The sequence below is a fragment of the Vibrio sp. 10N.261.55.C5 genome (assembly GCF_041470505.1).
GTDB classification, from domain to species: Bacteria; Pseudomonadota; Gammaproteobacteria; order Enterobacterales; family Vibrionaceae; genus Vibrio; species Vibrio crassostreae_C.
Genome location: NZ_JBFRMS010000051.1, coordinates 92,090 through 106,719, shown reverse-complemented (window position 1 = coordinate 106,719; position 14,630 = coordinate 92,090). Strand labels below are relative to the sequence as shown.

Below are 14,630 nucleotides of genomic sequence, written 5' to 3'. Positions count from 1 at the left end.
TCTCCTAAAGTGTGTCGTAGTAATCGCGAATGTGTTGCGTCTCACGATACCCTGTCTTCTTCACGTCTTCTTTCGAAATTTCAACAGTTTCTGAAGCGGTTGCCACTTTAGTTGTACCAGCGACAACGGCACCAGCAACGGCTGCAGTCGTCAAGCCTTTGAGTAGATCCCTACGGCTCGTATTTATATCTTTATTATCTTTCATCATTGCTTCCTTACCTTACGGTAGATCTTTTTTTGGAGGCTTAATGCCCCTCTATCGATATAATCGCGTACTGCTCGATTACTCGTAATCAGTGACGTTTTTCACATCAATCTTTAATTTGTGCTTACTGCTTTTTGTATTCACGCTAAAACGCACTTGTTCTAACGTTAAGAATGCTTCACACAGTTGAGCGGCCGATTTGTAGAAGTTCGTGCTTTCTGCCCCTTCAAGCTGACGCGTGAAAGAGTTAAACCAAGGGCCAAGGTGCTTATTGAATACCGCCTGTTGCAGTGCTTCTTCTTCAGCCGTTAGCATAGCCATCACTTCACACAGTGCGGCGATGTGATCTTCTGGCTCTTTCACTTGATCATCACGCTCAATGCCTAAAAGCTCTAAGTCATGACGAATCTCTGCCAATGGTTTTTCCATCATGGCGCCAGTGCGATGCCACGAACCAAATGGAACGACTTCTCCACGCCCAATACCGATGAACAAATCTTGATATTCGTCTTCAAGAGCTTCACGGTTTGATTCTGTTGCCGCTTGTTGAATGGCAATCCAAGCCTTTTGCATTGCGCTTTCAGACGCTTCAATGTCTAGCGTTTTTAGAAAGTCGATCACCTCTTCAGAAGGTGCGCTGCGAAACAGTGCGGATAGAACCAAATAGATCTCAGTTCTTAGTGTCTGTTCTTGTGCCTGATCCAAATTCGTTTCCAAGGCTAACTCCTAGTATTTCAATTGTTTCAATGGGTCTTGAGCCATTGAATCGAACATATCCACCACACGGCAGTCTTCACACATAGCAATACGATTAATCGCTGCTTCATCTGAAAAGTGAGAGTGACCGCGTAACTTGTTCTGTAACATGTCAATCATAGACTGAGGTGCGAATGGTTTATGGCAACGTACACATTCCGCAGCTTTCTCTTCATGAATCACAACTGCTTTTTGACGTTCTTCTTTTACCCAATTCATACGAGGCGTAAGAGTCAGAACATTTTCAGGACATGCCTTTTCACACAAGCCACATTGAATACAGTCTTGTTCTACAAATTTAAGTGATGGAGAAGCCCCGTCGGTATGAAGTGCACGTGTCGGACACACAGCCACACAGCTCATACATAACGTACAATCTTTGCTATCACACGAAACGTTGCCGTAAGGTGCGTTTGACGGAAGCTCAACAATATTTTCAACAGGAATACGAGCTGAAGACATCGCATCAAGTGCTGTAAATAGACGTTGGCGCTTGTTGCCTTGAAGATCGCCAAGTGCAAGGTCGAATGAATCCACACAAAGTGTTGGAGGACATTCACGTAGAGATTCTAAGTACAGAATATCGATGGTTTCTTTTGGAATACCGATTTGATCTAGTAGTTCTTGAGCAATCCCTACTTCGTTATTCAGAACACGAATGATCGTTTCTGGCATAAAGCGAGATGCGGCAAACAGAACCTGAGTTGCGCCATTAACTAAAGCTGCAAACCAAGTATCGATACCAATAGATGGCAGTTCTTCTACGACAATTGGAATCACGTTATCTGGTAGCGCTTTAAGAGCCATCACGTTGTAAGTCTCATGACGTGAGCTACAGATAAGTACGATTGGATCCAGACCACCCGCTTGCTCGTAGTTAGCTAGCGTACGTTCAATGAATTTTTGAGTATCGTCAGGGTTAGGTAATGCGTAAGAGATAGCTTCTGTCGGACAGCTCGTTGCACACGTACCCACGCCTTGACATAGGTAAGGGTTAATCTCGATCTTATGACCCGTCTTATCTGAGCCTTCACTTGAAAGTGCACCAGCAGGACAAGCATCAACACAACGCTCACAGCCTTTTACGCCACGAGAACTGTGCGCGCAAAGGCCAGTGTCGAGACGGAAGAACTTAGGCTTATCAAATGTGCCCATAAGCGTTGGAATCTCTTCCAGTGCTTCAGCAAGTTTTGGATAGCCACGACCTACTGGGTAATAACCCGGTACAGGTACTTCTTCTGTCATGCAGCTATTCAGACATAGGTCTAAAACAACATCGAAACAATCGTGATTAATCGCGACTTTCGCTAGATTGCTTGATGTGCCTTTGTTTTCGATCACAACTTCAAACGTGCCAAGGAAACCGGATACTTGAACCGAATTCGCGAAGTACAGTTCTGGGTTTGTGCCCTTTTCGCCATCTGTTGACAATAAGGTTAGGCTCGTCAATTGAGGTAATTGAGCCGCAGCACTTTCAATGATCGCAGTTGGACCAATAACAAGTGTATTACCGCCGCTTTCGTAGCTAACAGTAGGTGGAATCAGATTTGTTAACTCAACTGTATTTTCAAATGCATACAGTCTTGCTTTAGCGTTATTTGAATTTGCTTGTTCTAATAATTGTTTAAGCATTGCTCAGTTCCATCTTTGGACATGGATAATCTGTTCAACCTTCATTGTAGTAAGCGAGAGAGAACTTGCTGAGTAATCCGTTAACAACTAACCCTTTAGCCAGTGTGTCGTTCGTCAGACCGTGAACTCGTCTATCTACAAAAAAGTTGATAATGAACGTTATTTTGCAAATGCCATGCCAATTTAATATGCCTTATATTTCAGTGATTTAATCCTATATAACGTTTATTGTGCGTATAAAAAAACCGCTTGGGACATTTTGTCGCAAGCGGTTCATTGAGTGTTTAGTCAAAATGTACCTATTCTTTGTGTGGTATATTTTGTCCCACCTCTTTCAGGTCTGCTTCGTCTGACATTGTAGCGTTATTATCCGATACTGTGTTTTTATACAGTTCTTTTTCTTGTTCGGTTATTTCGGCACTTTCTGACGTTTCAAGTTTATTATCAGATACCTCAAGATCGCTTTCAGAATTTTCTAAAACTTCACATTCGTCTTTATTATCAATGATTTGCTCTTCTTCTGGCGCAGTTTCTTCTTCCGTTTTGTCTTTAACCCAATCACGCAAGGTTTCCGCAACCCCTTCAGAAAGAGACTTCAAATTACTGTAATCGTCGTCGTAATCATCTAAACCATCACGAACGTTGAATTCTTCTGAGAGGAATAATTTACGCAATGCCGCTTTTTTTACGCTTTCTGAAGCTTCTGACACCAATAATTGAGCAACAGACAAGTCTTCAGTCGTTTCTGATGCTATCTCCTGAGAGTCAATAGTTTGAGAATCGACAGCGTGTTCTGGAGACTCTTTTTCCAAAGTTCCACGTTCTAGTGACTCCGATGTTTCTGCGTCTATAGATGAAGCAGCAGACGAAGCCTCAGTGGAAGTAAGCTCAGTTTCCTCAAGCGTTTGTTGCGATTCTAAAGGTTGGTCGGTTGATTCATCAAGCTTTCGTTGAGACCAACGGCTAAAAAAGTTAGTTGCCATTTGATCGACCCGCGCCTTTACGTTTCTTACGTCTTGCTTCTAATAACTCGCCATGACGACCGATGAATGCTTCCATCCAAGCTTGTACAGGCAATGGCATGTCGTAAGACAATACTTGGTTATCTCCGTCCATGTATTGGCCTGCGACTGTTTGTGATGCTGTAAGTAACTGAATGACGGGCTTAACGCCTGAATCGACATTATCCATCACTAAGAAAAGCTTAGGTTGCTGAGAGCTTAGGTTGAAACGATAGTCTGTACGCTCGTCTTTGTGCAACTGAAGCGAACATACGTCTGGGGTTTCATGTTCAGGTGATAATTCAAAACCGATGAGTTCCCATTGAGTTGTTACCCAAATGCCAGTTTTGATCTCTTTCTCTATTCTTTGGACACCGATTGGCCAAGCTGATTCTGTTTTTTCGTAGTGTTCTTGGAATTCTTTTATCTCAGACATACTGCACCCAATTGATTTTCTTTATTCTGATCGTACGTAGGACATTTTGTACTTCGCATAATCATATACCCTCTACAAAGCAATAAACACGCCAATACATTTTAAGTCCTGCTCCGTCTTTAGTGCGTTTGTCGTAAAGTTACCCCTATAACGTTAGTCGATCGCGCTGGTTTGAGATAGTTAGTCTCGGTGAACTCTCATATTTTGCGCTATTTTAATCGAATGCTTCATGTTTTCTCGAATAGCCGCTATTTTGGAATGAGAATTGCTAAATGCTTGAGTTAAAGCTAAGACTGACTAAGTGACAGAGAACGCATGTATTCTAAAGAGTCGTATGATGACTCTTGCCTAACTTCTTATCCCTTATAATCGCTATCTCATTAAGTAGGACGTGACTGTGGTAAAACCAAACATAATAAAAACCAGTGAAAACCCACTTCAGACCATCGAAGTTGAAGTGTTTGATGAATATGGCGAAAAGCTAACGAAACAAATTGCGTGCGAGCGCCCTCTTACCGTTATGTTGAACTGGAAAGAGATCGTAACTCTAATGACATTGGGTTCACGCCCGGAAGCATTAGTCTTGGGTTATTTGAAAAACCAAAGCTTCCTTTCTAATCCAGAAGCCGTTGAATCAATCATCATCGACTGGGAAACCAGCTCAGCAGCGGTTATCACCAAAGAAGATACGAGCCAACTTGAGCAAGCGCTTAAGAAGAAGACAGTTACCTCTGGCTGTGGCCAAGGTACCATGTATGGCAACGTGATGAAGCAATTGGAAGATTACCAAGTGCCTCAAACCAAGATTAAGCAATCTGAAATCTATACGGCTCTAGAAGCGCTGACTCATTATAACGACACCTACAAGAAAGCGGGTGCGGTTCATGGCTGTGCTGTTTGCAAAGACGACAAGGTTCTATCGTTTGTTGAAGATGTTGGCCGACACAATGCCGTTGATACATTGGCTGGTGAGATGTGGCTTAACAAAGAGACAGGTGAAGATAAGATCTTCTACACCACAGGCCGTTTAACGTCTGAGATGGTGATTAAGGTTGCGCAGATGGGAATCCCTGTTCTACTGTCACGCTCTGGCGTTACACAAATGGGCTTAGATTTAGCGCAGAAGTTCGGCATCACTACGATTGCTCGCGCTAAAGGTTTACGCTTCCAAGTGTTCACGGGTGCAGACAAGATTGACTTTGATGTGAAAGGTGAATAATCAGCAGTCGGAAAAAAGCGTAGGTTTGATTGGTGATTCACTAACCGCTTCTAATTGTAAAGTTCTGATGTAAATAGTTAGTGACCCATCAAGGATAAATACATAGAAACTTAACTAGATACAAAAACGCCGTCATGCTTTTTAGTATGACGGCGTTTTTAATTTTCAATTTATAGCTTAATTTCCAACGCATAGAGTTGAAAACTAAGGCTAACTTAAAGCTTAGCCGCGTGCTTTCAAGAACTCAGCGTAAGTACCGCGGAAATCGTTGATCTTGCCATCTTTGATTTCAAGGATACGAGTTGCAAGCGAGTCTACGAATACACGGTCGTGAGATACGAAGAACAATGTGCCTTTGTAGTTCTCAAGAGCCAAGTTAAGCGCTTCGATAGATTCCATATCCATGTGGTTTGTTGGCTCATCCATTAGCAGGATGTTTGGTTTATGCATCATGATCTTACCAAGAAGCATACGACCTTGCTCACCACCAGAGATAACCTTTACAGATTTCTTAATGTCGTCTTGACCAAATAGCATACGACCTAGGAAGCCACGAACAACTTGCTCGTCTTCGCCTTCTTGGCGCCATTGGCTCATCCAATCAAACAAGTTCATGTCTGTCTCGAAATCGTGTGCGTGATCTTGAGCGTAGTAACCGATGTTTGAGTTTTCAGACCACTTGTACTCACCTGTGCGAGGCTCAAGAGCGCCAGCTAGTGTGTTAAGTAGTGTTGTTTTACCCACACCGTTCTCACCGATGATAGCAACACGCTCACCTACTTCGAAAATACCGTCGAACTTGTTGTATAGGTCTTCTTCAAAACCTTGAGATAGGTTTTCAACCACAAGTGCGTTACGGAATAGCTCTTTAGACTGTTCGAAACGGATGAATGGGTTTTGACGGCTAGACGCTTTAACTTCGTCTAGTTGGATCTTATCGATCTGCTTAGCACGTGACGTTGCTTGCTTCGCTTTAGATGCGTTAGCAGAGAAACGAGATACGAACGTTTGAAGTTCAGCAATTTGTGCTTTCTTCTTAGCGTTGTCAGACAGTAGACGCTCACGAGCTTGAGTCGCAGCCGTCATGTACTCATCGTAGTTACCTGGGAATAGACGAAGTTCGCCGTAATCAAGGTCAGCCATGTGTGTACAAACAGAGTTTAGGAAGTGACGGTCGTGCGAAATGATGATCATTGTGCAGTTACGTTGGTTTAGCGTATCTTCCAACCAATTGATGGTGTCCATGTCCAGGTTGTTCGTTGGTTCGTCAAGAAGCATGATATGCGGGTCTGCAAACAGTACTTGAGACAATAGAACACGAAGTTTCCAACCCGGTGCTACTTCGCTCATCAGACCGAAGTGCATTGATTCTTCAATACCTACCGCTAGAAGAAGCTCACCAGCTTTAGCTTCTGCCATGTAACCGTCCATTTCAGCGAACTGAACTTCAAGGTCAGCCACTTTCATGCCGTCTTCTTCGCTCATTTCTGGCAAAGAGTAAATGCGGTCACGCTCTTGCTTAATAGCCCAAAGCTCTTTGTGACCCATGATAACCGTGTCGATTACCGTGAATTCTTCGTAAGCAAACTGGTCTTGGTTTAGCTTAGCAACGCGCTCGTTTGGATCGTAGCTTACGTTACCAGCACTTGGCTCAAGTTCACCAGATAGGATCTTCATGAACGTCGATTTACCACAGCCATTCGCGCCGATTAAACCGTAGCGGTTGCCTTCGCCGAACTTAACTGAAATATTTTCGAAAAGTGGCTTAGCGCCGAATTGTTGGGTGATATTTGCTGTGGAGATCAATGCCATTACCTTTTTAATGTGAAAAACGCCGCAACGTTACTTGTTCAGGGCTTTAACTGCAAGTATTGATTGCAATTACTGGCCATTAAGTGAGTGATAACCTAGCCAAATCATAGTTTGAACTGACTCACATTTTTGGTTTTCTATTTATCGCCGTAAAACCGTCGATTTTAAGGAAAAACAAAATATCGAACAGCGCACCATAATGGGCGGTATATAACGTCCCAAATCATGCCAACCATTGAATATATCGTATGCTGATTGGTCACAGTAAAAGCCAACCCGATCAACGCAACAGAAGACATAATAAAGATGCTCAAATACTAGCCTAATCCCTGACAATTTCATGACAAAATCGCTCGAAACAGGAATAAAGTACTCGCCCCCGACACGGGGTTGGATTTCACAAAGTCAGATTATCTAACTATAGTAATCCTAACCTCATAATTCTAAGAGACTTTTATGCGTTCACTATCGCGCTTCTTAATCCTCACTTTGGCCATTCTCTCTTGGCCTAGTCATGCCAACTTGGAATATGACTTACAATCTCAGCCGCAGGTATCCGATTCTGCTGTTGATCTCGATGATCGAATTGATTCGTTACCCGACCCCCTCTTTATGGAACCGTCGGACAGACGCCAAGTCAATATATTGCTCGCTGAAGTGCTACAAGTTCAAAAGCAGGAAATCAAAACCTTCGAGCAACAGATAAAAGCCTACAGAGCGAACAACGACGCCGATCAATGGTTTGCCGTTCAAACCAGTTACGTCACTTTGAATAGCTTGAATGTGAGCAAGCAACACCTGTTAGAGCAGACGAATTCCGCTAATAAAGAGCGCCTAACGGGTTTTGGCCCCTACGGCGTAACTCAATTTAAGCAAGAGTGGGAATTAACCAAGCTCAACATTGAGTATCTTGTTTACTTCCAAATTCGTAGCTTTAAAGCGCTCGTTAAAGACATCTTTATTTCGCCAGTGCCTGTGATTGGTGCATCGTTAAAAGTGTTGTTTATCTATTTTGGTTTAGCGTGGTGGCTTGCCAATAGCACTCGTTTGATTGAGTTGTTCAGAATTAATTTTCTTGAAGCGAAAACGAACCCTCCATTTTTAGTACGTGTGATCTGGTACATCAGCCGTGCTGATCGTGCGATTGCTTGGTTAATTGCGATTACGCTTTCTTTAAGAGTGCTCTCCAGCATCCCTAGCCTGCAACACCTGATTTTCCTTGAGATCTTCACTTGGTGGATTCTTGGTGGTTCGATTGCTATCAGCTTTATTTTGGAATTTGCGTATCGTTTGGGCCGCACATCCAATCAAGAAGTGATTGCGCTGCGCCTATCGACCATTCGCCGTTATGTTTGGAGCTTCATTGTTGCGGGTGTGACTTTGCAAATATCGAGTATCACGCTAGGCAAAGGCACTATCTATAGCTGGATCTACAGCGCCCTATTTTTCTGGTTTGTACTGGTTACCATTTCAGTGCTTAGATTATGGCGTGCGAAAGTCTTCGATACGCTGCAACACATCTCTGATCGTCCGGTATGGGTGAACTGGGCAGTAAACCGCAAGGATACCTTCTTACTTAATATATTGGCGACGGCCATTGGCATCGTATGGTTGAGTGTTTACAACTTCCAACACCGCATCATGGCCTTACTGTCTAATTACACACTGTTTAGCCAAGCTTTGGCGTACCTGTTTAGAATTGAAGTGGCTAAGCAGTCTGACCTTGACAAGAATCAGCAAAACTTGGTTCGAATCAAAGGCGATCAAACCTATGAATACATTCTTCCGGGTAATATCGACAGCACGCTGATTGATTACGCCGGTGATGAGGTTAAGCAACTGTCTCGCTACTTGATGTCAGACAGCCCTGCTATCTGTATTGTTTCAGGTGAACGTGGTGTGGGCGCAACAACGCTGCTTTATACACTGCTGCACAAAGTCTCTAACGCTGAACCTGTCTACGTAAGTTGCCCTTACGCTGGTTATCAAGAGCTGTTAGCGCATCTAGCGGTGAGCATCGGCTTGGAAGAAAAAGCGACTGAGATTCAGATCTTGGCTCACCTTCGTAAAAGCAAGACCACGTACTTGATTGCGATCGATAATGCACAACGTCTAGTTAAGCCAATGGTTGGCGGATTGTCTGATCTGATACGTTTAACCAATCTACTGCGTCGTTCTAAAAAGAACCACCGTGTCGTGATATCGATCGCCAAATCAAGCTGGCGGTTTGTCGATCGAGCGCGTGGCGAACGTTTGCTGTTTGACTTGGTGTGTTTCCTTCCGCGTTGGACAGAGAAACAAGTCGGTGAGCTTCTAAATAGCCGTATTAATACGGAGCTTGAGAAGCCGTTATCGTTTGATGGTTTGGTGGTGCCTAAACAGTGGGACCAAGATGACATGAGCGAGGAAGATCGCGCACGCCAAGGCTTCTACCGAATCTTGTGGCATTACTCTGATGGTAACCCTACCGTTGCGTTGCGCTTCTTCCGACTCTCATTGAATCGAAACAAAGATACCGATCAAGCCGTGGTGCGCTTGTTCCATGTACCAGAAGCACAAGAACTAGAAAACATGCCAAAACCTATGCTGGCTGTGCTTCGTTCTATCGTGCAGTTGGAAATCGCGTCTCCGGAAGTCTTGTCTGATTGTACGCAGCTAAGCACGGCTGAGATAACCGGCATTCTGCGTTACTTTGAAAGCCGTGGTTATATTGGTTGGCATGAAGAAAAGGCTCGAATTTCCGAGCACTGGTTCCGCCACATTACTAACGTTCTCGACCGTCAACATCTACTGGTGAAGTAAAATGAAGAAGTTATTTATCCTACTATTTGTTGGCTTGGCAAGTGTTGTCAGTTTCCCGACTTTTGCAACGGAAGAGTTAGCTAACGTAGAAAACATCTCAAAGATAGCGAGTCTAGTGCGATGGAGCGGCGTGTTCTTCTCCATGATCGTTATTGCTGCGATGTGGTTACTTCTTAAGTTTATCAACTCGATGGTGACCAGTTTTGGTAGCCAATTCGTGCAATACCGAATGCTGCTACAGAAACTGCAGTCGTTTACTCAGTTCTTTATCTATGTGAGCACAGGTCTTATCGTGTTCATGATGAGCTTTAGAATCAACGACCAAATACTGGCTTTGATTGGTGGTACCCTCGCCGTGTCAGTCGGCTTTGCGCTTAAAGATTTGGCAGCTTCATTCATCGCGGGCATCACGGTAATGATTGATAGGCCCTTTCAAGTTGGTGACCGCGTCACGTTCGAAGGCAACTACGGTGATATCATTACCATTGGTTTGCGTTCAGTGCGAATGAGAACCCTGAACGATGACATCATTACCATTCCGAACAACAAGTTCTTAAATGAAGTGACCACCAGTGGTAACTACGGTGCGTTGGACATGCAGGTGGTGATTCCGTTTTACGTTGGTATGGATGAAGACATCACCCTAGCCCGCGATCTGATTCAAGAAGCGGCGTCTTCAAGTCGTTATATCCACTTGCCGAAACCTGTAACGGTTTTGGTTAAACAGACGATTACCGATAACTACCTAGCAATACAGCTAACTTGTAAGGCTTACGTTGTGGATACTGCGTATGAGAAGCTGTTTGAAACCGACATTACTTTGCGTGTGATGAAAGAGTTTAAGAAGCACAACATCAACCCACCGAAAATTTCAGTAGCGGCGCATTAGGCTTGATGCTTTAGACGTTTGTTGCTTATAGCAAATGACTAGCCATAAATAAAAACACCTCCGAACTTATCGCAAGTGCGGAGGTGTTTTTTATGAGCTTTTTATCTTTAAGCTAATAGTCCTATTGATGCTAAACCTTAAAGTATTTCAATTGCTCAGTAAGGTGTTCTGTAGTGTTCGCCATTTTCTGACTGTCTTCTGCGAGCGATTGTGAGGCTTGGAGTACCTCATTTGCAGCGAGTTGAGATTTGGTTTGCGATAGATTAGTAGTGCGGAATTTTCGTGCTTGGGCTAAAACGTTCGTGTAATAGCACAAGCGCGTTAGAAATATTATCAGATGATAATATCAGTGAATGAGTTCTTAGAACTTATAGGTTTGATACAAGCAATTGAGGTGTCGCTTTCTGTTGAAGATAGATACTAAAGCAACTTCCCTTACCTACCTCAGATTCAACTCGGATCTCGCCGCCAGTTTGGCTCAAGATACTCTGAGATACTGACAACCCTAAGCCCGTGCCATCTCGTTTGGTGGTATAGAAAGGCGAGAAGATGCGTTTCAGTTGTTCTTCCTTAATACCGCAGCCTTCATCTTGAACATGAACGATAGCGCCATGAGACACACCATTTTCAACCCAGTCTTCACTCGAAATGGTTAACGTGCCCTGACCGTCCATTGCATGAATCGCGTTCATTTGTAGGTTAACCAGAATCTGTAGCAATTGGTTTCGATTGACCTCGACTGAGGTTTTAGCGTTCAGCTGCGATACGTACACAATGCCTTTCTTCTTCGCACCTGTTTTTACGAGCGTAATACTTTCATCCACTATTGGGTTGATATGTTGCCACGTAATTTCGTCTTGTACGCCGCCGTGACGGCTGTATTGAAGCAGGCTTCGTGTGATATTTCGAATTCGGTCAATCTGCTCCATGATCGCGTGGACTTCCTCATCTACACGGCTCACTTCATCGCCCAGTTCAAACTTCATCAGTTCAACGTTGCCAAGAATCACGGCGGTTGGGTTATTGATCTCATGAGCAATACCTGCCGTTAATTCACCTAACGCGGCCAGTTTTTCATTGACCACCAGCTTATCTCTGGCTTGATTGAGAAGCTTGATGTGCAGTTCGAGTTCTTCAGTTTTCTCTTTCAAACTCGCGGTACGAGAATGCACTTTGCACTCTAGTTCAGACGCCGCTTGTTGAATCTCTTGATTGCGCTCGTGCAGTAGATCCAACATCTTGTCGAATTGTTTAGCGAGCAGTGTCAGTTCGTGTTGATCATCCAAACCTAGCGTACCAATTCGCTTGTCTTGCCCCATCTGGACTAGCTTGACGACCTTATGAATGCGTTCGATTGGGTTGAAAAGATCACGTGCGCCACGGTGAACGATCAAACCGGATGCCAACAGAAGCAACACAATGGTAATGCTAATTTCGCCAAGGTTGGTTAAGTACGTTTCTATCAGCGGCCAAATCAAATAACCGGTGTAAAGCATACCAATCACATTATTAAACTGGTCATGGATTGGTTGGTAAGCTGTGATGTACCAAGCATCGTAAACATACGCTCGATCTAGCCACTCTTTACCTTCATTCAAGACTTTCGAGTGAACCTCGTGAGAAACACGTGTACCAATGGCGCGCCCTACACTGTCTTCACTGCTCAAAGGCACGTTGGTGCTAACACGAAGATCATCAAGGAAAACCGTGACCGTTCCTATATGACGATTAAAACCTTCTCGTTGTGGATAGATAAGGTTACTGATTTGGTCAACAAGTTGAGTACTGTTATTCAGTAAGATCCCACCATCCAGAAAACCAATCACATGATCATGTTCATCTTTGATGGATACAACGGTTCGGCTTACCAATCCGCGAGTCTCGACCTCTTGCCCGTTGAGCATCGGAACTTCCGCTTTTTTAGCGAGGTCACGATCGAGATAATTGAGTTCATTACGGCTTAAGACACTGAAAAATGAAGGCTTGTGAGTTAAGTTTAGATATTCGAGTTTCTTTTCCATGCTCTCGACACTGCGCCAGCGCAGAAAATCGAGCTCATAGCGAGATTTGTTCTCAGACACCCAGCGCGTTAGCTCTTCGTGTGAAAGATCACTCGCAAGTTTGGTTCGAAAGTTATAAGACTCGGCGAACGCACGAACGTTGTATGCTTGCTGATTTTGGATCAGGTGAATACTGTTATCGGCAACATCCAAGCGTTCATCAACATCAATCAGAGCGCCCTGCCACGTGTAACGTATTGACCAATACAGTGTGATAGCCACAAGCGCGCACAAGGTCAGAATGATCGGAGCTGATGTTAGGAATAATAATCGGTAGCGAACCATGGTTTTGAATCGGAACGCCCACTTTGACCACCAACGACGTCTAATCGGCATATTCAGAGCCTTCTGTGTTCCAATCTTTGTACTTACGCTCTAGCGTTTTACGTGCGACGCCAAGATCTCTTGCAGCTGCCGATTTATTGCCATCATGAAAACTAACCAGCTGTTCTATATGAGATTTTTCTACTTCTTTGAGTGTCCAAGTGTTTGGATAACCCTCGGCAGCGTCTGCATTATTCAAGTTTGGCATTTCCGCACCATGTGACACCGTCACTGAAATGCTAGCGGGAACAGGATCACCATTAATCTCGCGCCAATAGTGTGCTGGTGGCTTGTCTAAAAGAATGCATCGTTCGACTAAGTTTTTAAGTTCACGAATATTTCCCGGCCATTCGTATTCGTTCAACGCCAAGATATCTTCATGTGCCCAATTTGGAACTGGCATGCCAAGCTCGCTCGATAAAAGACGAGTAAAGTATGGAACAAGTTCAATCAGGTCTGACGGGCGTTCTCTCAATGGCACCACATCAATCTTAAGTACATTGAGTCGGTAGAACAGATCGCGGCGGAAGTGCCCTTTATCGACCTCTTCTTGAAGATTTCGGTTGGTCGCCGCCACCACTCGTACGTCAACGGAAATTTCCTTTTCGTTACCGACTGGACGAATGGTTCTTTGCTCTAACACGCGTAGCAATGCAGCTTGCATTGGCAGTGGCATTTCACCAATTTCATCAAGGAACAAGGTGCCACCACTTGCGACTCGGAAAAGACCTTCACGGTTTTTCTTCGCACCAGTAAATGCGCCTGATGTATGTCCAAACAGTTCACTTTCTAGAAGCTCTGGAGCAATCGCACCACAGTTGATTGGCACAAATGGACCTGTGCGTTTACTGGCTTCATGTACACCACGAGCAACCAGCTCTTTGCCGGTACCCGACTCACCTTCTATCAAGACGGACGCTCGAGACGGTGCAAATTGACTGATCAGCAATTTAAGTTGTTTGGTCTTGTCTGAATTGCCAATCAGTTCAGTCTTGATATGACGACTCACATCACGCTTCAACGCGTACTGCATTCTTTGGTCGAGTCGCTTATCCATACAACGCAGAACCGCTTGTATCATCTGTTCGAGGTTGAACGGCTTAAGAATAAAATCTGAAGCACCAAGCTTAAGCGCGGATATGGTCATCTCTAGATCGGCATAACCCGTCATGAAAATCACATCGGCGCGTTTGTCGTTGTCGTTAAACGCCTCTTCCCACTCAATGCCAGATCGGCCTGGTAGGTTGATATCAAGGACAATCAGATCAAAATGTTCGCTCGAACGCAGCGTTTCAGCCTCTTCAACCGATCCTGCGCTCGACACCTTGCCAAAGAACTTACCTAGTGCTTTCTTTAAGATAGCCTGCATACCCAATTCATCATCGACGACCAAAACGGAAAAGGCCTGATACTGAGTCAATGTGTTCGGGTTGAGATTGGATGCAGATGAACTAGGTAAAGACATAATGATTAGCCGGTGAGAAAAGTTGGGAC

The 14,630-nt window shown here is 44.2% G+C and carries 11 protein-coding genes; 3 read left to right on the top strand and 8 right to left on the bottom strand.

Annotated features, from left to right (window positions below; translation table 11 throughout):
• Nucleotides 1–4: 4 nt before the first annotated feature.
• From AB4263_RS18535 to AB4263_RS18515, 5 genes are all read right to left on the bottom strand, one after another.
• Nucleotides 5–205, bottom strand: coding sequence for a twin-arginine translocation signal domain-containing protein (locus AB4263_RS18535; protein WP_008217926.1), 201 nt, complete (start codon nucleotides 203–205; stop codon nucleotides 5–7).
• 78 nt (nucleotides 206–283) lie between these two features.
• The gene (locus tag AB4263_RS18530) at nucleotides 284–922 is read right to left on the bottom strand and encodes a molecular chaperone (protein WP_105057160.1); all 639 of its coding nucleotides are present in this window, start codon (nucleotides 920–922) and stop codon (nucleotides 284–286) included.
• Nucleotides 923–931: 9 nt separating this feature from the next.
• The gene (locus tag AB4263_RS18525) at nucleotides 932–2,593 is read right to left on the bottom strand and encodes a 4Fe-4S dicluster domain-containing protein (protein ID WP_372098688.1); all 1,662 of its coding nucleotides are present in this window, start codon (nucleotides 2,591–2,593) and stop codon (nucleotides 932–934) included.
• A 299-nt stretch (nucleotides 2,594–2,892) separates the two neighbouring features.
• Nucleotides 2,893–3,576, bottom strand: coding sequence for a DUF3306 domain-containing protein (locus AB4263_RS18520; protein WP_017066647.1), 684 nt, complete (start codon nucleotides 3,574–3,576; stop codon nucleotides 2,893–2,895).
• Complete coding sequence (locus AB4263_RS18515; protein WP_372098687.1) at nucleotides 3,566–4,030, bottom strand: DUF3305 domain-containing protein; 465 nt, start codon at nucleotides 4,028–4,030, stop codon at nucleotides 3,566–3,568. Before AB4263_RS18515 ends, AB4263_RS18520 begins: the two co-directional genes overlap by 11 nt.
• 397 nt (nucleotides 4,031–4,427) lie before the next feature.
• Here AB4263_RS18515 and fdhD point away from each other — a divergent pair, with 397 nt between their 5' ends.
• Entirely contained in the window at nucleotides 4,428–5,249 is an 822-nt protein-coding gene (gene fdhD, locus AB4263_RS18510; protein WP_372098686.1) for a formate dehydrogenase accessory sulfurtransferase FdhD, read from the top strand.
• A gap of 222 nt (nucleotides 5,250–5,471) precedes the next feature.
• On the opposite strand, the gene AB4263_RS18505 is transcribed toward fdhD, so the two are convergent.
• Nucleotides 5,472–7,055: an ABC-F family ATPase gene (locus AB4263_RS18505; protein WP_372098685.1), complete on the bottom strand. Its 1,584-nt coding sequence runs from the start codon at nucleotides 7,053–7,055 to the stop codon at nucleotides 5,472–5,474.
• A gap of 462 nt (nucleotides 7,056–7,517) precedes the next feature.
• Between AB4263_RS18505 and AB4263_RS18500 the strand changes: the two genes are divergently transcribed.
• Nucleotides 7,518–9,863 (top strand): ATP-binding protein, encoded by a 2,346-nt coding sequence (locus tag AB4263_RS18500; protein ID WP_017068188.1) that lies wholly within the window; start codon nucleotides 7,518–7,520, stop codon nucleotides 9,861–9,863.
• A 1-nt stretch (nucleotide 9,864) separates the two neighbouring features.
• Nucleotides 9,865–10,752: a mechanosensitive ion channel family protein gene (locus AB4263_RS18495; RefSeq protein WP_372098684.1), complete on the top strand. Its 888-nt coding sequence runs from the start codon at nucleotides 9,865–9,867 to the stop codon at nucleotides 10,750–10,752.
• 368 nt (nucleotides 10,753–11,120) lie between these two features.
• Here AB4263_RS18495 and AB4263_RS18490 read toward each other — a convergent pair whose 3' ends face one another.
• Together AB4263_RS18490 and AB4263_RS18485 are read right to left on the bottom strand one after the other, a co-directional pair.
• Nucleotides 11,121–13,148: a cache domain-containing protein gene (locus tag AB4263_RS18490; protein WP_102333335.1), complete on the bottom strand. Its 2,028-nt coding sequence runs from the start codon at nucleotides 13,146–13,148 to the stop codon at nucleotides 11,121–11,123.
• Nucleotides 13,138–14,601 carry a sigma-54 dependent transcriptional regulator gene (locus AB4263_RS18485; protein ID WP_065584417.1) on the bottom strand — a complete coding sequence of 488 codons (1,464 nt, stop codon included), beginning with the start codon at nucleotides 14,599–14,601 and terminating at the stop codon, nucleotides 13,138–13,140. Before AB4263_RS18485 ends, AB4263_RS18490 begins: the two co-directional genes overlap by 11 nt.
• Between the last annotated feature and the right edge of the window lie 29 nt (nucleotides 14,602–14,630).